This window comes from Proteus sp. STS61-E, assembly GCF_040932335.1.
GTDB lineage: Bacteria > Pseudomonadota > Gammaproteobacteria > Enterobacterales > Enterobacteriaceae > Proteus > Proteus mirabilis_B.
In genome coordinates this window covers 232073-251876 of the sequence record NZ_JBFQGE010000004.1, presented here as the reverse complement: position 1 = coordinate 251876, position 19804 = coordinate 232073, and the positions used below count along the sequence as shown (strand labels likewise).

17 protein-coding genes are annotated in these 19804 nt (G+C 39.4%); 11 read left to right on the top strand and 6 right to left on the bottom strand.

The genetic code is table 11. From position 1 onward, the window contains the following. Nucleotides 1-85: 85 nt before the first annotated feature. The 3 genes from AB4J89_RS11500 to AB4J89_RS11490 are packed head-to-tail and all read right to left on the bottom strand — an operon-like array spanning nt 86 to nt 4502. On the bottom strand, nt 86-1561 hold the full coding sequence (locus tag AB4J89_RS11500; protein WP_088494869.1) for a DUF2264 domain-containing protein: 1476 nt from the start codon (nt 1559-1561) through the stop codon (nt 86-88). A 54-nt stretch (nt 1562-1615) separates the two neighbouring features. Further along, nucleotides 1616-3226, bottom strand: coding sequence for a sulfatase (locus AB4J89_RS11495; protein WP_088494870.1), 1611 nt, complete (start codon nt 3224-3226; stop codon nt 1616-1618). A gap of 40 nt (nt 3227-3266) precedes the next feature. Then, entirely contained in the window at nt 3267-4502 is a 1236-nt protein-coding gene (locus AB4J89_RS11490; protein ID WP_088494871.1) for an anaerobic sulfatase maturase, read from the bottom strand. Between the two features lie 535 nt (nt 4503-5037). On the opposite strand from AB4J89_RS11490, the gene agaR reads away from it, so the two are divergent. From agaR to AB4J89_RS11435, 11 genes are all read left to right on the top strand, one after another. Continuing rightward, nucleotides 5038-5817 carry a transcriptional repressor AgaR gene (gene agaR, locus AB4J89_RS11485; protein ID WP_088494872.1) on the top strand — a complete coding sequence of 260 codons (780 nt, stop codon included), beginning with the start codon at nt 5038-5040 and terminating at the stop codon, nt 5815-5817. A 53-nt stretch (nt 5818-5870) separates the two neighbouring features. Then, on the top strand, nt 5871-7151 hold the full coding sequence (kbaZ, locus tag AB4J89_RS11480; protein WP_368469282.1) for a tagatose-bisphosphate aldolase subunit KbaZ: 1281 nt from the start codon (nt 5871-5873) through the stop codon (nt 7149-7151). Between the two features lie 12 nt (nt 7152-7163). Further along, nucleotides 7164-8354 carry an SIS domain-containing protein gene (locus AB4J89_RS11475; protein ID WP_368469280.1) on the top strand — a complete coding sequence of 397 codons (1191 nt, stop codon included), beginning with the start codon at nt 7164-7166 and terminating at the stop codon, nt 8352-8354. 24 nt (nt 8355-8378) lie between these two features. Beyond that, nucleotides 8379-8873, top strand: a complete 495-nt coding sequence (gene agaV, locus AB4J89_RS11470; RefSeq protein ID WP_368469278.1) for a PTS N-acetylgalactosamine transporter subunit IIB — start codon at nt 8379-8381, stop codon at nt 8871-8873. Nucleotides 8874-8920: 47 nt separating this feature from the next. Next, nucleotides 8921-9688 (top strand): PTS N-acetylgalactosamine transporter subunit IIC, encoded by a 768-nt coding sequence (gene agaW / locus AB4J89_RS11465; protein WP_088494875.1) that lies wholly within the window; start codon nt 8921-8923, stop codon nt 9686-9688. After that, on the top strand, nt 9678-10568 hold the full coding sequence (locus AB4J89_RS11460) for a PTS system mannose/fructose/sorbose family transporter subunit IID (protein ID WP_088494876.1): 891 nt from the start codon (nt 9678-9680) through the stop codon (nt 10566-10568). The genes agaW and AB4J89_RS11460 overlap by 11 nt, the downstream gene beginning before the upstream one ends. A gap of 99 nt (nt 10569-10667) precedes the next feature. Further along, nucleotides 10668-11102, top strand: a complete 435-nt coding sequence (gene agaF / locus AB4J89_RS11455; RefSeq protein WP_088494877.1) for a PTS galactosamine/N-acetylgalactosamine transporter subunit IIA — start codon at nt 10668-10670, stop codon at nt 11100-11102. Further along, the gene (nagA, locus tag AB4J89_RS11450; RefSeq protein ID WP_088494878.1) at nt 11099-12268 is read left to right on the top strand and encodes an N-acetylglucosamine-6-phosphate deacetylase; all 1170 of its coding nucleotides are present in this window, start codon (nt 11099-11101) and stop codon (nt 12266-12268) included. Before agaF ends, nagA begins: the two co-directional genes overlap by 4 nt. A 43-nt stretch (nt 12269-12311) precedes the next feature. Then, complete coding sequence (kduI, locus tag AB4J89_RS11445; RefSeq protein WP_098942140.1) at nt 12312-13142, top strand: 5-dehydro-4-deoxy-D-glucuronate isomerase; 831 nt, start codon at nt 12312-12314, stop codon at nt 13140-13142. Nucleotides 13143-13221: 79 nt separating this feature from the next. Continuing rightward, on the top strand, nt 13222-13977 hold the full coding sequence (kduD, locus tag AB4J89_RS11440) for a 2-dehydro-3-deoxy-D-gluconate 5-dehydrogenase KduD (protein WP_098942141.1): 756 nt from the start codon (nt 13222-13224) through the stop codon (nt 13975-13977). Nucleotides 13978-13994: 17 nt separating this feature from the next. After that, nucleotides 13995-15056, top strand: a complete 1062-nt coding sequence (locus tag AB4J89_RS11435) for a glycoside hydrolase family 105 protein (RefSeq protein ID WP_088494879.1) — start codon at nt 13995-13997, stop codon at nt 15054-15056. 778 nt (nt 15057-15834) lie between these two features. Here AB4J89_RS11435 and AB4J89_RS11430 read toward each other — a convergent pair. From AB4J89_RS11430 to AB4J89_RS11420, 3 genes are all read right to left on the bottom strand, one after another. Beyond that, nucleotides 15835-16266 (bottom strand): hypothetical protein, encoded by a 432-nt coding sequence (locus AB4J89_RS11430; RefSeq protein WP_368469273.1) that lies wholly within the window; start codon nt 16264-16266, stop codon nt 15835-15837. An 81-nt stretch (nt 16267-16347) separates the two neighbouring features. Continuing rightward, nucleotides 16348-16632, bottom strand: a complete 285-nt coding sequence (locus AB4J89_RS11425) for a hypothetical protein (RefSeq protein ID WP_311755651.1) — start codon at nt 16630-16632, stop codon at nt 16348-16350. Nucleotides 16633-16728: 96 nt separating this feature from the next. Beyond that, nucleotides 16729-19770, bottom strand: a complete 3042-nt coding sequence (locus tag AB4J89_RS11420) for a chondroitinase family polysaccharide lyase (RefSeq protein WP_368469271.1) — start codon at nt 19768-19770, stop codon at nt 16729-16731. Nucleotides 19771-19804 lie beyond the last annotated feature (34 nt).

The window sequence follows — 19804 nt, the reverse complement described above, 5'->3', positions numbered from 1 at the left end:
AATTATAATAAACGAAAGAAATAGAAAGGTAAAAGATCTAAATCACATTTTTATTGCCTTCGCACTGAAAGCAAATGAAAGGCAACTAGAAAAAATGTGCCATTTTAGAGCTATAACTGGTGATCCCTTTGCGTAATAAGTTGTTTTTCGGTCGTCTTGACTGTCCTATCACGGTTTCAGCGACTTTTTGTGCTAAGGTCTGTTTTTCTAAACGACGAGTTAATGGTGTTTGTTTCTCCGTATAATCTTCACAAAAAATGACACTCACTTCTTGTGTTGCTTTCACTCCGGTTACTAAAGCTTGAATAGATGGAATTTCGAAACGAAAGTTATCTTTTTCGATAGGCAAAGGTAGTGAAGGCGTTTGCCATAAATTGATACGGTCAGCGCAATAAAGCGCGATAATTACGGCGCGTAATGACCAAAAACTACTGGCAGGACCACTGTAGTTATCAACTAAACGAGGATCATGAGTAAATAAACCTTGAGTTGGAGCACCATTTTTTAATGCACCTTGAGATATAAAATAACGCAAGCTGCTTTCAAAGGCGCGTTTTGCCTCACCTACTTTTACTGAAGGACAGTGTAAATCGACACCTGCTAATAATGGAGCAGAAACCGCAAGGCGATAGCAGGCGCTACGACCAAAGAAAGGAATACCTTTTGGCGTCATAAAATAAAGGTAGTGTTGATTAAAGGTATTAAGTGATTGAGTAATAAATGTCGTATCAAATTGAGGGTCAATTTGCGCTAACCAATACAATGAATAGTAAAATCCCCATGCATTGTAGTAATCATAATTACCTTTTGCACCATCACGAAACCATCCATCACCAACATAAAACTCTTTTAATCTTTCATAGCGCCAATGGGCAATCGTGTCTTTTCCTGTGAGTGCTTTAATCACAAATTGGACGGTAAGAGGGAAGAAATGCCAGTTATTATCGACAATCTTGCAGTGATTAACTTGTTCGAACCAAGCAATAATTTGTTGTTGTGTTGCGGGCGTTAATGTATCCCACACCCATTCGCGGCTTATCCAAAGAGTAAGCGCTAAATCAGATGCTTCACAAATTCGTTGATCGTAATCTTCGAGTTTTCCCCAATACCCTTTATGAAGTGGATCAGTACCATGAATAAAGCTTTGTTTGATCATTAAAGGTAAGTTGAAAGGTTGCTGATTTAATCCCATCAGCGTACTTTTTTTGCTACTAACAGTCCATGCAGCAAGTAGAGGAAGTACTCTACTAACACCTTCAAGAGCATCAGTTCTTGCTGTTTGTTGCCCCGGGCTTCCGGGATAATAAGCATGAGAGTAACCCCAGACTTGGTAATGATGAAAAGCCTGTGTGACATATTGTGTCAGCATTTCGCATAAAGAAAAAAGTGACTGATTCTCATCATTAAAAAAGTCAGTAATCGTTTTATCATAGCGACGATAAGCTGATTTTCTGACCAATCGTCGAATAATATTTTCCTTAAATAAGCGTTGGTAGATTTCTACGTTTGGGTGCTCATAAGGGAGTTTTGGACGTGCTGAAGATGCAATTTCAATAGCCATTTTCGTATCTCAGAAAAAAGACGCATCCTTGCGAAACAAAACGGAAGTTGAATATTAAGGTTTTGCAGAATCCACTAGTATTTGATAGTGATCTTGTCCCCAAAGAACAGGCTTTGGTTTATCCTTGATCCACTGGTAATACGCATTTTTTAGTTCTGTTACTTTCTGTGGATTTTGTTTGGCAAGATCGATTGATTCAGCCGGATCATTTTTATCGTTAAAAAGTTGAGGCTGATTTTTTCCATCATCATAAAAATAGAGTGCCCATTCGCCGTCACGTACAGCCCAAGCACCTTTAGACAGTTTTTCTAAATTAGGGTTAGTGGGGGGAGTCTTACGTTGATAGGTTATCCATTGATGATATCCGTGCCAAAACTCTTGGTTTTCTTCGCTATAATGTTTAGTGCCAGGACCCGCCCAATATAGATAATTGTGAGGTGATTGTGTTGTTTCACCTTTAAGTAAAGGCATGATGTTTTTCCCTTCAACTTTTAGATTGTCGGGAATAGCAATGCCTGCTGTTTGTAATGCCGTCGGTAAAATATCAAGTGCAGAGATCATCTCATCACTTTTCATTCCGGCTGGAATAGTACCGGGCTGATAGGCAATAAAAGGCACTCTAACGCCACCATTAAACATTTGCCCCTTAAAGCCTCTATCCATTGCATTCATTGGCATTGGCGATTCATTAACTGCGCCATTATCCGATAAGAAAAAGATCAGTGTGTTTTCTAACTCACCGTTTTCTTTTAACTTTGCAATAATTTGCCCGATCCCTTCATCGGCTGCATTTAAGGCAGCAAAGTATTTGTCTGCTTCAACATTGCCAGTATCAAACTTCTCCATATATTTAGCGGGTGAGGCTTGTTCTAACGGAATATGAGGAACGCTATAGGAGAGATTAATAAAGAAAGGTTTATCTTTATGTTCATCGATAAATTTTAATGTTTCATCTGTTAAAAGATGTGTGGTATAGCCCGGAGCTGGAACATTGACACCATTACGCCAAAATGCAGGTGAGTTCCATAAAGCTACGCCCGATGCATAATAACTAAAGTCATAATCGAAACCACGCTCATGAGGAGCATAACCTGCTTCTGGCGTTGAAATCATGTTGTCGTGATAATCGCGAGTTTGCTTACTTTCATTAATTTTCGGTTTGCGAATAACTTTTGCGTTATGCCATTTACCGATACTGGCGGTGGCATAGCCATTTTCTTGGAAAAGTGAAGGCAATAGTTTGATATCTTGGGGAATACCTAAAATGGCATCGTCATTACTGTAAGTACCAAAGCTTGCTGGAGAACGCCCAGTAAAGATACCCGCTCGGGAAGGACCACAAACAGGATGGGCAACAAAGGCATTGGTCATTTTAGCGCCATTTGTTGCCATTTCACTGACATTGGGCATAGCAATGCGCGCCGCTTCTACCATTTTATTGATATCGCCTTCATAACGTGGCGGTGTGGGTCTTTGCGCTAACGCATCAACATCTAATGTATCCAGTACAAAATCAAGTTGTCCTGTACCTAAATCATCCATCACTATTAATAAAATATTTGGCTTTTCAGGCGTACCACCTGCATTAGCTGAGATTGGAATGCTTAAACACGATGTAGCAATCAGCCCCGCTAGTAGGCTTTTTTTAACAGAAAGTAAGGTCACGGATTGTCTCCAGAATAAACAAGATAAAATAAAAGAGGGGTTACTTTAGGTAGTTTCTTTTCATTGCAGGAAGCGCATCACTAGCAAGACCTCCCCGTGAAATGGCTTGTTGCATTAGTTGCATACCTATCGCTGTATGATGAAATATTTTTTTATAAGAGCGACACAGGTAGTTATGGCGATGTTTTTCACCTTCAATAGCAATAATGCGATGTTTAGGGCAACCGCCATAACATAAGCTTTGTACTTCACATTGCTTGCAGAGGCTGGTTTGTTTGTCATATTTATTTTGACCAAAGCGCTGTTGCTGTTTTGAAGTGGCTAAATGAGCAAGGCTATTTTGATGGATATTGCCTAAATTATTGGCGGGATAAACATAGTGATCGCAAGAATAAACATCACCATTGGCTTCAATGATCAATGCCTGACCACAGGTTTTAGATTGAATGCATGTTGATGCAGGATATCCCATCCATGTGCCTAACAAGCTATCAAATAAACGAATGTATATTTTTCCAATATCGCCTTGGCGTATCCATTCATTAAACACTTCAGTCATAAATTGTCCGTAGCCTTCAGCAGGAACGGAAAATGGCGCTAATTGTGCATTTGGACCCGGAGCGTAATGACCTCCGTGAGTATGAGGAAAGCGTCTATCAACTTCGACAATTGGGATAAATTGAAAGAAGGTTGAGCCTAACGCTTTTAAGGCTTGATAGGTTTCTTTTCCTTTATTCCAATTTTGGTCATTAACGACAGTGAGTGTATTAAATTCAACGCCATACTCATTAAGTAGGTTAATTGCCCGTTTTACTCTTTCAAAAGTAGGGCTTCCATTAACCGAAATGCGATATTTATCATGAACAGCCTCAATACCATCAATTGAAACGCCTAATAGAAAGTGGTTATCGGCAAAGAATTGCGCCCATTGGCGATTAATGGCGATTGCATTGGTTTGTACACTATTTGTAATCGTTTTGCCGTTAGCAAATTGCTTTTGGTATTTGACGACTTGTTCAAAGAAAGCTAGCCCTGCAAGCGTTGGCTCACCACCTTGCCATGAAAAATCAACCTGATCGCCACCGTGTGATTGAATATAATCTTTAATATAACGACGCAGCACACCATCAGGCATGACTATATGACCAGCCTCTTTTTCTTCATCTTGAAAAATATTTTCTTTTTCCAGATAAAAGCAGTATTCACACTTAATATTACAGTGGTAGCTTGTAGGTTTTGCCATCATATGAAAATAAGCAGGTTGATTTAATGCCATTAGTCATTTCCTGAGTTTCTTTTTTATCCTGTTACATTACGTAAAATTTATCAAAACAAAAGAGATTAAAATCACAAATACGAAATATCGAAAGTAATTGAAAGTTATTTTCGAAAGATTAAAGTATGAATTTTCGATTTCAATACTTTCGGTTTGATACTATTTCAGGATTTATTGACCATTTGAGCTATTTATCTTGATTTGTTTTTCGAAAATAAATGAATGTAGTGAAGTTTTACTCTGTATTTTCTGAGATGTGGTTGTATTAAATCTATATTATTGTGTTTTATATAGCGATATATGGTGTGATCATAAGTATAGCGTTGCGTTATATCATTTTATTTATTGGAAACTGGTGGCCTCAAGGCTATTATTGAAGCTACACGAAAATAATCGTAAGCAATCGATGATGATTCGAAACTTTGTGAAAGAGATCAAAAGTTTTGTTTTTTTGCATTGTCGGTAAAAATTGGCGTAGTAAACTACATTCGAAACCAATCGAAAGAAAGTCTTTTGGTTTCGTAAGGAGACGAAAGTGAAAGCGGCAGTTGAGAGGCGTATGGAAATCCTCGATATGGTAAACCAACAAGGTAAAGCCAGAGTCGAAGATCTCGCTGAATTATTCAAAGTCTCAAGTGTCACTATCCGCAGCGATCTAAGTTTTCTTGAGAAAAATGGTTATATCGTTCGTTCTCATGGTGCAGCAATTCCTAATACAGGATTTATTGCCGAATTGAGTATCCACGAAAAACGTGGGCAAAACGCGGGCATAAAAACATTAATCGGGAAAGCTGCCGCAACGCTGATAAAGGATGGAGACACCGTCATTCTTGACTCGGGGACAACTACTCGCGAAATCGCGACAAATTTAAAGTCGCGCGAAAATGTAGTGGTCATGACTAACGGTCTGGATGTCGCAATGGAGTTAGCAAATACCTCAGGTGTGGAAGTATTAATGACCGGTGGTGTATTGCGAAAAAGTGCGTTGTCTTTTTCAGGCTCACAAGCTGAAAATAGTCTTAGAAATTACCGGTTTGATAAGGTTTTTCTAGGCGTTGACGGATTCGATTTACGCGTTGGTATCACTACACACAATGAACAGGAAGCTAGTCTTAACCGTTTAATGTGTGATATCTCAGAAACGATTATTGCGGTTGCAGATTCTACGAAATTCAGTAAACGCAGCTGTCATATGATCAGAGAATTTGGTGATATCGATATCTTAGTGACCGATTCAGGTATCCCTGAAGAATATATTCAGGAACTGAAAGAGCACAAAATCGAAGTGATTATCGTCGACGATAAGGCATCGTAATTTGCTAACTCCATTAGCAACACCGCCGGTGTTGATTATGGAGTTAGTATTTAATGCATCCTTTAGAAAAGATTGTTCAGCAACACAAATCAGGCAAACAGAATGGTATTTATTCTGTTTGTTCTGCCCACCCTTTAGTAATAGAAGCAGCTCTATTACAAGCGCTGGATAATGATTCCTTTCTGCTAATTGAGGCGACCTCTAATCAGGTTGATCAGTTTGGTGGTTATACGGGAATGACTCCCGCTGACTTCTACCAATATGTCATTGAACAAGCTGAAAATGTGGGTTTTCCTATCGAGAAACTTATTCTTGGTGGTGACCATTTAGGGCCTAATCGTTGGCAACATCTTAACGCTGAAGAAGCGATGGCAAATGCAGATGTGTTGATTGCACATTATGTTGCCGCAGGTTTTAAAAAAATTCATCTCGATTGCAGTATGTCTTGTGCTGATGATCCAATTCCTTTAACGGATGAAATTGTGGCATCTCGTGCAGCACGTCTTGCTGTGATTGCAGAAAACACGGCAAAAGAGACATTTGGCACAAGTGATATTGTTTATGTTGTTGGTACAGAAGTTCCCGTTCCGGGCGGTGCTGCTGAAGAACTTGATACTGTTGAAGTGACTTCACCTGATGCTGCACGAAAAACATTAGAGTGCCATCGCCAAGCTTTTCAAAATGTGAGCATTGGTGATTGTTGGGAACGCGTGATTGGTTTGGTTGTTCAACCTGGCGTTGAATTTGATCATACGGGTATCATTGATTATCAACAAGAAGAAGCACAAGCATTAAGCCAAGTGGTAAATGATTATTCTCATCTTGTTTTCGAAGCCCACTCTACGGATTATCAAACTAAAGAAGCTTATAAGCAGTTAGTTCATGATCACTTTGCCATTTTAAAAGTAGGGCCTGCATTAACTTTTGCAATGCGTGAAGGTTTATACGCACTTTGCTCTATTGAAGAAACATTATTCCCTCAAGAACAGTGCTCTAAATTACGTGAAAAAATGGAGCAACTGATGTGCCGTGAACCGGGCTTTTGGCAAAAGTACTATCATGGTGATGAGCGTCAACAAGCCTTTGCTAGAGTGTATAGTTTTAGTGATCGCATTCGCTATTACTGGCCTGATGCTGAGATTAATGCCGCCATCGACACATTAATGGATAACTTATCCATTAAACCTATTCCATTACCGTTACTAAGCCAATATCTGCCTTATCAATTTACCCAATTTAGAGAAGGCATGATTGACGGATCGCCTGAATCTTTTGTTATTGCGAAAATTCGTGATGTGTTATCGGTTTATGCCGATGCGTGCTATGTCCATTAATTGAGGGAAACCATGGAATATTTAAGTTATCAGACCGCTCAATTAGAGCAACTGAATGCATTTTGGACTGCGAAAGAAATTGAGCAACAACCAGAATGTTGGAAGAAAACATGGCAATCAGTAAAAGAAAAACGTGCTGATATTGAAGCCTTTTTAAATAAAGCGCTGGCAGTGCCTCATGCACGAATTATTTTAACTGGCGCGGGTACGTCTGCATTTGCTGGGAAAGCATTGGCTCCTATTTTAAGTGGCCATACAAAACGTCGCGTCGATGCGATTGCAACAACTGATTTAGTGGCTGATCCACAAGAATATTTAGCAGAAGACATTCCTACGTTATTGATTTCTTTTGCACGTTCAGGCAATAGCCCTGAAAGTGTGGCTGCATTAGATGTTGCGACTGAATGCCTATCACAGTGTTATCACTTGGTGCTGACATGTAATGCAAATGGCAAGCTTTATGAGTATTGCCAAAATAACAGCAGTGCATTGGCATTGTTGATGCCTGAAGAATCAAACGATCGTTCTTTAGCGATGACCTCTAGTTTTTCATCCATGATGATGGCTGCGGTAACCATCTTTTTAGGTGATAACGTTTTTAGTGACTCTATCGCTCCGTTTTTTAGCCACTATAAAGAGCAGTTTAATAAAGCAAATCAAATTATTAGGGATAAATACGCCGGGAAGTTTAAACGAGTTATTTATCTTGGAAGTGGTGGATTACAAGGCTTAGCACAGGAAGCCGCGTTGAAAATGTTAGAGCTTACAGCGGGTAAAGTGGTTGCTAGTTTTGATACTCCACTAGGCTTTCGACATGGGCCTAAGTCTATCGTAAATAAAGAAACTTTAGTGGTGATGTTTTTCTCTAATGATCCTTATACACGTCAATATGAGACTGACTTATTACGAGAGGTTATTCACGATAATGCATCAGGCAAGGTGATCGCGATCACCGCACGAAATGATAACGCTTTCTCACCAGAGAGTTTTGTTTATATTCCTGCGTTAGAGAACTGTTCTGATGTGGCGCTATTGTTCCCTTACTTGATGTTGGCGCAATCATTCGCATTTCACAGTTCCATTGCACTAGGGAATACGCCTGATAACCCGTCTCCGACAGGAGAAATCAACCGTGTTGTACAAGGCGTCACCATTTATCCGTTCTCACACAAAAAAGACGACACACAGTCTGCTTTAAATTAATAAAATATAATAAGAGAGCTAATCATGAACACACCGAATATTGTCTGGACCCGCATTGATGAACGTTTACTTCATGGTCAAATCCGCATTACATGGGGTAAACATACAGAAGCAAACCTGATTTTAGTGGCTAATGATGATGCAGCAGAAGGCCCTAATGCCGCATTTATGCAAGCAGGAATGAAAGCGTCAGCGGGTGGTGAATACGCTGTTCGTTTCTTCTCTATTCAAAAAACTATTGATGTTATTAGTAAAGCATCTCCTCGTCAGAAAATTTTTTTTCTGTGTAATAACCCAAAAGATGTTGCCCGTTTAGTGGAAGGTGGCGTGCCCATTACTCATTGTAATGTTGGCAATATGCATTTTCATGAAGGGAAACGTCAAATTGCGAAAACCGTATCAGTCAATGATGCAGACATTGAAGCGTTTAAAAGCCTCGTCGCAAATGGGGTCACTTGCACAATCCAAAACACTCCCGATCAGACACCTGTTGATGTGCTAGCGCTCGCATCAGCCTGATAATTTCCTGAACAAAAAACCTGCATTAGCAGGTTTGAGGATTATTTATGATTTTTGAAGCTTCTTTAGTGGCTTTATGGGCCTTTTTTTGCGGTATAGATAAGTATGACGTTGCATTAAATATTCACAGACCACTCATTACTGGGCCCGTTGTTGGTCTGATTATGGGGGATATGCAGGTTGGATTAATTGCAGGTGCAACGTTAGAACTCGCATGGTTAGGGTTGGTTCCTAACGCTGGTGCTCAGCCGCCAGATGTGACTTTAGGTACGATTGCTGCTGTTGCTTTTGCAGTAATGACAAACCAATCACCTGAAGTTGCCATGGGAATTGGTATGCCTATTGCGGTGCTAATGCAAATGCTCGTGATTGGTTTCTTTGCTATGACTGCTTTCACAATGGGGAAAGCGGATAGATATGCGGAAAGAGCTGATGCAGCCGGAGTTTCTCGTCTACTTATTATCACAATTACGGTACGTTCATTACTCTATGCTTTAGTTGCCTTTGTGACAGTCTACTTTGGTGAGCATGCGGCTCAATGGATTGATGATAATACCCCGAAAGTGTTGCTTGAAGGCTTAGGCATCGGAGCGAAAATGGTTCCTGCTATTGGTTTCGCAATGTTGTTGAAAATCATGTGGTCAAAAGAAGTCGCTGGTGTGTTCTTCATTGGTTTCGTGATGACAACCTATCTAAAACTCCCAATTATGGCAGTCGCGATTTTAGGCGCATCAGCTGCTGCGCTCTACTTCTTCTTTAGTGGTAACAACAAAAATACAAGTCAGCAGAATGAGGATTTCGAAGATGGTATCTGATAATAGCACCGCATTGAAAACGCAGGATAAAACAGAAACGGGTTCTTTGATTGATGGCATTGATGAGTATCAAGATACCACTGTCAGAAAAGTTATCACTAAAGGCGATCTTTGGAAGTGTGCATTCCGTGGTTTATTTATGGAAGGTAACTTTAACTTTGAACGTATGCAAGGTGGTGGATTTGCCTTCTCGATTATCCCAGCATTAAAGAAGATCCATGGGAACAATAAGCGTGACTATGCAACATCACTGAAAAACCATCTGCAATTTTTTAATGCCAGTCCTAAGCTGTTTACCTTTTTATTGGGTACAGCCGTTGCAATGGAAGAAAACAAAGAAAAACCATCGACTGTTAACGTGATGAAAGTTGCAGGAATGGGGCCAACAGGGGGCATTGGTGATGCTATCGACCATATGACCCTGATGCCACTGACATTAGCATTGGGCGCATCTATTGCTATGGAAGGTTCGATTGCGGGGCCTTTTGTTTTCTTCTTCTTATATCAAATTGTTCACTTTTTAGTGTATTTCGGGCTGATGTTTATGGGCTATCGCGCAGGAACCGCTGCGATGGTCAATATGAGTGATGCCACCGAAAAGCTAGCTAAAGCTGCCAATATTATGGGTATCTTTGTCATTGGGGCGCTCTCCGCAACCTTTATCAAGGTGCAAACCACCGCCTCGTTAGAGCTGGGAGGAAAGGTGGTTGAATTGCAAAGCGCGCTCTTTGACAAAATTATGCCGAATTTACTGCCTCTGTGCTTGGTTTTCCTGATGTACAAAATGGTGAAAAGCACCGGTTTTTGGGGTAAGCCTCCGGTATTGATTTTCTCAACTCTTGCATTTGGCGTTGTCGGTCACGTATTAGGATTCTTATAACAGAGAACCTTTACCACCGTCGTTATTGTCAATCGAAATACATTATTAACTTGCTATAAACGGGCAGGAGAGGTTTCTGCTGCCCGCAAGGAGTCACTCATGATAGGTCTTATTGTTTCAGGACATCTTAATTTCGCCTCTGGTATGGCATCAGCCGTAAAAGCGATTGCTGGTGAGCAAGAAGATATCGCATTTATCGATTTTGTTGAGTCAATTTCTCCGGATGAACTTGAAGAAAAAATGCGTGAAGCGATTAACTCAATGTCATGTCAGCAATATCTATTTTTAACAGATTTACCCGGTGGAACCCCTTGTAATCGTGCAATGGCAATTATGATGCAAAATCCTGCTGTTGAAGTATTAGCGGGTGTGAATCTACCAATGATTGTTAATGCAGCTTTCGAACGAGAAGGGTGTTCAACATCAGAGTTAGTGCAAACATTACGCGAAATAGGGCAAGACAGTATTCAAGATATTCGTGAGCAATTGGCACAAATAGACAGCAATGATGTTGAAGAAGAAGACGGTTTATGAGTCAGCAATATGCCATTTTAGCCGACCGAACTTTTACACCAGAAGGTATTCGTTATCTTTGCTATGTCCGTGTTAAAGGCGATGTTATTGAATCAATCACCACGCAAGCGCCAACAGATTGCCCCATTATTCGCCTAAAAGGGAAATCGTTACTACCCGGTTTTGTGGATATTCATATTCATGGTCGTGAAGGTGCTGACGTAATGGATGCGACTCAAGAAGGGTTACAAACCATAGCTGATGCGTTAGTGAAAACAGGTGTAGTTGCATGGGTTGGTACAACAGTAACAGCACCAATGGATGATATTCGCCAAGCATTATCACAAGTACGTACATTTTTATCGAAGCCACAAACTTCGGGTGCATTGTTACTTGGGAGCTTTTTAGAAGGACCTTATTTTACTGAGCGTCATAGAGGCTCTCATCCTGTGAAATATCTAAAAGCACCAACAATATCAGAGCTAGAAACATTGCTTGAAAGTGCGGGTAACACATTATTGCGTGTCGCTGTTGCGCCGGAAGCACAAGGTTCGATGGAGGCGATTGATTGGTTGGTCAATCGAGGCATTAAACCTAGTGTGGCGCATACAGCGGCAACTTATGAACAAACATCAGATGCATTTTTACATGGTGCTGATTGTGGGGTGCATTTGTATAACGGAATGACGGGACTTCATCATCGTGAACCGGGATGTTGTGGTGCCGTGTTGTATCACAATGTATTGGCGGAATTGATTGCAGATGGCATTCATGTTCACCCCGTTATGATGCAATTAGCGTATCGCATGAAAGGTTATCAACAACTCGCTTTAATTACAGATTGCATGCGTGCTGGGGGATTACCTGACGGTGATTACACGCTGGGCGCTCAAACAGTTAGCGTCTCCCAAGGTCAGGCAAAAACAGCAGATGGCTCTTTGGCTGGGAGTACATGTAGCTTAGACAGTGCATTAAGAAATATGGTGCAACGAGCACATGTTCCTGAATGGGAAGCAGTACAAATGGCGAGTGCGATCCCAGCTGAGTATCTCGGCATCGGCGATAAGTTGGGTTATATCAAAGCAGGGCGACAAGCCAGCTTTGCTGTGGTGGATGAATGTTTTCATCTCACCGATACATTCATCAGAGGAAATCATATTTACTCTGTATCCGGGGAAAATGTATAGCTTTTTTAGTTATGCACCCATCAGTAAAAATGAGGTATTTATAATGGAAATTCGTCAGCCAATTCATAGTGAACATGCTAAAAGGCTTGATACAGAAGGACTTCGCAAGGAGTTCCTGATTGAAAACCTATTCTGTGAAGGGGAAATGAATCTCACTTATAGCCATATAGATCGCATTATTGTTGGCGGTATTGTTCCTACAACACAGCCTTTAGCATTAATGGCGGGTAAAGCGTTAGGCGTTGATTTTTTTCTAGAACGACGTGAGTTAGGAGCCATTAATATTGGCGGTGCTGGTAAAGTGGTTGTTGATGGTGATGTCTTTGACATTGGTCCTCGTGAAGCGATTTATATCGGAATGGGCGCTAAAAGTGTTGAATTTACCAGTGACAGTGTAGAAACACCGGCACGTTTTTATATGAATTGCGCGCCAGCTCATCATACTTACCCAACTCGCAAAATAACGCAGCAACAAGCATCACCAGAAAAAATTGGGAATGCAGAAAACTGTAACGTTCGTACTATTTATAAATTCTTACACCCTTCAGTTCTGCCAACATGCCAATTATCTATGGGTATGACGGTTCTTGAACCGGGTAGCTTATGGAATACCATGCCTTGCCATACTCATGAACGCCGTATGGAAGTGTATCTCTATTTTGATATGAAAGATGACAATGTGGTTTTCCATTATATGGGAGAGCCAACGGAAACACGTCATTTGGTTGTTCGTAACGAGCAAGCGGTGATAAGCCCTAGTTGGTCAATTCACTCGGGTGTGGGCTCAGCATCTTATACCTTTATCTGGGGAATGGTTGGTGAAAATCAGGTTTTCCACGATATGGATCACGTAGCAATGAAAGATCTGAAATAACCACGAATAGTCACATTTTTCTTCTTATCCTACATATAAAAAGATGTGGCTATAAAGCCACATCCTAGAGGTTATTGTTATGAATTTATTCGATTTAAATGGCAAGGTTGCTATTGTCACTGGTTGTAATACCGGGCTAGGTCAAGGCATGGCTATTGGTTTAGCCAAAGCGGGTGCAGATATTGTGGGAGTTGGGATTCAAGATGCGCCAGAAACTCGCCAACAAGTAGAGGCATTGGGGCGTCGTTTTCATTACATTACGCAAAATTTAATGAAACAAGATGGATTACAAGCGCTGGTGGATGAAGCAATTTCTGTCATGGGGCGCATTGATATTTTAGTAAATAATGCAGGTATTATTCGTCGAGAAGATCTTTTGGAGTTTGGTGAAAAAGATTGGGACGATGTGATTGATATTAACCAGAAAACACTATTCTTTTTATCCCAAAAAGTGGCTCGCCAATTTGTGAAACAAGGAGAGGGGGGCAAGATAATTAATATTGCTTCTATGCTCTCTTATCAAGGGGGGATTCGTGTGCCTTCTTACACCGCAAGTAAATCTGCAGTAATGGGATTAACTCGTGCATTGGCGACTGAACTCTCTCAGTACAATATTAATGTAAATGCAATTGCTCCGGGCTATATGGCAACAGATAACACAGCGGCTCTGCGTGCTGATGATGCTCGTAATGCTGCTATTGTAGAGCGTATTCCTGCTGGACGTTGGGGAACTCCTGAAGATGTTGCAGGTCCTGCTATTTTCTTAGCCTCTAAAGCCAGTGACTATGTTAATGGATACACCATTGCTGTTGATGGTGGTTGGTTAGCTCGTTAATTTCATGGAGAAATAGGATGGAACACGCTAATACAGAGACTTTGCAAAGAGAGCTTGTATTACAAAACATGAAGCGAGTGTATCGTTATCAATCGGCTAATCAAGTTCGCAGTGTTCGTCGCCGTAGTGGTAAAACCCGTTTTATTAAAGATACAGATTGGGAACGCGGTGTTTTATGGAGTTGTGTAAGTACGGCATGGCAAGCTACACAAGACGAAGAATATCTTAATGGCATATTGAATTACACACTGCATACAGGGTTTAGAACAGGTCCTAATGCTCGTTTTGCTGATGATCATGTTTGCGCTCAAGCTTATCTCGCCATTAGCCCGCTTTTTGAACAATCTGAAGTGATTGAACCAACAATCAAAGCATTTGATATCATGCTTAATGAGCCAAAGCCTGGCCGCGAAGATTGGTGGTGGTGTGATGCGCTTTTTATGGCGCCTCCAGGATTTGCTGCATTAGCTGAAATCACCAATGAACGACGCTATTTAGATTATATGCACACAGCTTATTGGGATGCGATTGACCATTTACGTGATCCTGAAACTGGGCTTATCTTCCGTGATCATCGCTATATTCCTGATGGTCAAGGTAATGAATTACGCGAAGCTAATGGTGAAAAAGTATTTTGGAGCCGTGGTATTGGTTGGGTTTTAGCTTCGATACCGCGTATCTTAAAATATATGCCTGATGATTATCATGATCGTGAACGTTATATTGCATTGTTTAAAGAATTAGCGACCTCCATCCTAGATTATCAACATGAAGATGGTTTTTGGCGGACTAGTTTACTCGATCCCGATAATTTCCCTGCTCCAGAAAGTTCAGCGACAGCGTTATTTTGTTATGGATTAGCATGGGGAATTAATCAGGGAATATTAGAGAAAGATGTGTATTTTCCTGCATTAAATAGAGCATGGTCAGCATTACAAACCTGTATTCATGACAATGGCATGATAGGTTGGGTTCAACTTCCGGCATTTAACCCTCGTGAAGTGAAGTTTGAACATAATATGGATTATGGTGCTGGTGCTTATTTATTAGCAGGAAGTGAAGTTTTAAATCTTTTGTAAAATTGCTAGAGCTTTGATATTGACGCTTTGTTGTTTTTCTTGCGCTTCACATGCCTTCCGCGCAATATTTTCCTATCTAGGATGCCGACCAAAAAATAAGGTCGGCTTTTTTATTTTTAATAAAATAAGAGGTAACGGTAGTCTGTTACCTCTTATTATAAATTTGGGTGCTGAGATAAACACACTATTATTGAAGAAGGAAATTGTGGGGGATCGTTCCCCCACAAAATTAATATAAAGTAAAAGCTATATTAATTTGAATAATTAAATATCCATTGTTTGGTATGCGTAAATAAGATATTTACGCTCTAACAATACGTTACTTGATATTATCATCGTCACGATCATTAGCCCGATTAAAGAATATTTTTTCATTTCCTCTTGCACTCCGATAAAAATGGAGGCAGAATCAAATTGTTGTGTTTTTGAGTCCGCCTCGGTTAATATAAATATATTTTCCGGGGCTTTTCTCTTTCTGGTGCTGGCAAAATGCTTGAACCAGATTGATCCAAGCACCCGCGCAGAGAATAACAAAATAAGCATTGAGCACAACACATTTATTTTTAATAATAAAGCTATCGATTTGTTCTTGCTCTTTTAAATAATTAATTAATTCGTTAATAGGTGTGGTTAATAAAATAAGAGGTAACGGTAGTCTGTTACCTCTTATTATAAATTTGGGTGCTGAGATAAACACACTATTATTGAAGAAGGAAATTGTGGGGGATCGTTCCCCCACAAAATTAATATAAAGTAAAAGCTATATTAATTTGAATAATTAAATATCCATTGTTTGGTATGCGTAAATAAGATATTTACGCTCTAATAATACGTTACTTGGTAATATCATCGTCACGATCATTAGCCCGATTAAAGAATATTTTTTCATTTCCTCTTGCACTCCGATAAAAATGGAGGCAGAATCAAATTGTCTGTTTTTGAGTCCGCCTCGGTTAATATGAATATATTTTCCGGGGCTTTTCTCTTTCTGGCGTTGGCAAAATGCTTGAACCAGATTGATCCAAGCACCCGCGCAGAGAATAACAAAATAAGCATTGAGCACAACACATTTATTCTTAATAATAAAGCTATCGATTTGTTTTTGCTCTTTTAAATAATTAATTAATTCGTTAATAGGTGTGGTTAATATAATAAGAGGTAACGGTAATCTGTTACCTCTTATTTTAAATTTGGGTGCTGAGATAAACATACCATCATTGAAGAAGGAAACTGTGGGGGATCGCTCCCCCACAAAATTAATATAAAGTAAAAGCTATATTAACCTGAATAATTAAATATTCATTGTTTGGTATGCGTAAATAAGATATTTACGCTCTAATAATACGTTACTTGGTAATATCATCGTCACGATCATTAGCCCGATTAAAAAATATTTTTTCATTTCCTCTTGCACTCCGATAAAGATAGAGGCAAAATCAAATTGTCTATGTTTGAGTTCGCCTCGGTTAATATGAATATATTTTCCGGGGCTTTTCTCTTTCTGGCGTTGGCAAAATGCTTGAACCAGATTGATCCAAGCACCCGCACAGAGAATAACAAAATAAGCATTGAGCACAACACATTTATTCTTAATAATAAAGCTATCGATTTGTTTTTGCTCTTTTAAATAATTAATTAATTCGTTAACTTTTTTAATAAAAAATTACCAAATTTACTTAACTAAATTAATAACAGTAGGCGTTGCCTGTATTGTTGTTGTCGTAATAAGAGTGTTGTTATTGTGATGCTTAATAATAACACCGGCTTGAGGTGTTACTAATTTCCATATTCCTTTTACGGTAATGGTACTATTTATTGGTTGCGATTCTGCTGTAAGCCAATGACGAGAATAAACACTAACTTCGATTTGATCACCTTTATCATCAATTTGATCTTTTTCTATACCTTGATATAAATTTAAATCAGGGTTAACAATACTTAATGTTAATTGCTGATTTTGTGTTTTAGCCATGACCATAACCGGTGCATCACTGGATAATAATGTTGCATTCGCTGAATCTAACTGGGTGGCTTCAAAAAAAGCATATCCTTCTTCTTGGGTTATTTTATCTTTTACCGCATGAAGCTGATTATTATGTTGTAATACCGTGTATTCGGGGGCTTTATTACTTTGTGCTTCGATAGCTATTGCATATTCATAATTTGCATTACTTGGTGCGTTACCATGAGAAATAACAGCTGTTGCAAATAATTGTTCTGTTGGTTTTGAATTTCTATCATCAAGTGAATGCTGTTTTTGATAACTAAACTCTACGGTTTGCCCTTTAGTTAGCTTATATAAATTACCAGCAGGATCAATTAAAGTATCTGCATTATTTAAAGTTAACTGAGTACCTAATTGATTAATCTCTTTGCCATTAATTATCACTGATTGTAATTTAGGAACAGCGAACTGGAATAGTGTTGTTTCTGTCGAATGTTGCTTATCATCATTTTCAATACCTGAGCCTAAAGCGATCACTCTATTATCAAATAAGAAATAGGATTTATTTGCCTTCAAGCTCTGCTGTTGATACTTACTGTGGCCATGTAATTTCATAGCAAACATACTGTTGTTATTCAATGTATTGGCACCAGAATAGCTCTCAGTTGAAAGCAACATTTCTTCAATACCCGCACTAGGTAATTGGTTAAGTTTTGCCTCAAGTTTGTTATATGGAAGATGGATTGTGGTTGTTCCCGGGTATCGATTCCAATCCCATCCAGCATGGCTAAACCCTGATTGAGTTAAATCAGCAGGAATAATTTCTAATTGTCCATATTGTAAATAGCGTCCATAACGATTGTTATTCTCATAACTTTCATTACCAACAAGATAGCGACTAAAACCACGAGCAATTGAGAGCCAGCTTTGTTGCGGTGACCGTGTTGATGCTCTGCGTTGTATTGCCATTGATGCATAATTCATTGCCCATGCACCAACCGGTTCATTTTCAGCCTTAATACCTTCAAAATATGCTTTGTTATCTAGTTTTGCATAAGCAGCGGATAATGTGGGATCTAACTTCTGTTTACCATCAGGGGTTCCTGCTAAGGCCATCCATTTAAATGGAGCTATCCCGATTTTATGTAATCCAGTGGGATGACGGCCACTTAATACCACAGGAATTTGTGTCTCTTTAGTGTAGATCCGCATTTTTAACAGAACATCTTTTAAACGCTCATGTGCTGAAGTTGATAAGCGAAAAGGCGAGCCACTTAACGCATAAACACTTGGTGCTAAACCTCCAAATGCGTCTTTAGCGTAGGCTGGATAATGTTGTGAATGATGAAAAATAGAACCATCAGATTTAAAACCACCGGCAACGCCTTTTGAGCTTAGAATGGTTTTATTTAGCCAGCTTTGTAGTTGTGCTAAAGCCTGTTGGCGCTGTTGATAATCTGGCAACATCAATAAGCTTTTTATCATCCACTGTAATTGAGTGTTGAGAATATCAACGTTTGCATCAACGATTTCCTCGTCTTTTTCGAAAATTCGTCCAGTCGCGTTGTACCACATCATTGCTTGCTGAGTGGGGGCTAAAAGGTTATTTTTTGCGAGAATATGACGCCCAATAAACCATGCATCAAAAAGCTCTCTGGTTTGATAGCCAACATGAGTGATAATTTGATAACCACTACCTTGTGTAAAACCTTGTTCAAGGACGTAACGAGTTCCTAATAAATAGAGATCTTCTAATTTTTTTCGATCGGTTGCTGATAAGGAATTACTGCGCAAGTAAATAGCGGTTTGAAGAAGTGTTTTGCCCACATCTCTTAGCATATTAGCATCAAGCAATGCTTGTTTTGTCTCATCACTAAATACACCTTCAACTTTTATAAAGTTTTGTCGATTAGGATGATCTAGTGCTTTTCCTGTTATTGAGCCATCAGCGTGTTGGGTTAATTCTAATTTTTCCCAAAGCGCTAAATTTTTATCTAGCATGTCTGAGGTGATTTTTTTATCGCTACTAATTCCCTGATAATACTCAAAACGCTGGTAAATTGATGCCATTTCAGTTTGATCATCGTGAAATTCGGTATCGAAATTTAGAGTTGGATAATGCGCTTTAAACATCTGATCGTACATCAGTAAAGCACTCCAGTTTTTACTGACCATCGTATTTACGGCATTATTTACATATGGTGTTTGATAGTCAGGAACTGCCCAACGATTGTCTAAAGGTACACTCATAATAATTTGATCAAAAAAGAGAGTTCCTGCCTGATTTGGGGCTGTTATCACTAATTGATCAAATTGACCTGTTGCAGTGCCTTGCATATCGCGAAAAGGAACTGCAATACCTCTCCATCCCGTAAAATCTAGTTGAGTATCAAAACGTAATGCAATTTTATTATTTTGTTTAAATGCAAATGTTAATGGGGAAGATTGAGGTTTTTCATTATAAATCCACATCATAAAAGTGAGTGGTGTCGCTGTATTTTTATCGTCTTGGTAATTAACAATATTATTTAACGTTAATGTGGTTTGTGGTTGATATTGCCACTTGAGTGATTGTTCACCATCTTTAGCGTGCTGTTTGCTCAGTGATAATTGATTATTATCTGAAGTGGTGAGGGTGTTAGGTATTTCGCTCTCAAAGAGATAAATATCGCCGAAAGTTTCATGGGAAAGAGAAGGTAATGCCAGTGCGGGTAATGATAAACATAAGCTTAATGCCATTGCATGTGCTAAAGGGTTTTTTATTAGCATAATCAGATTTCCTGCAAATAAAAAAGGAACGCGA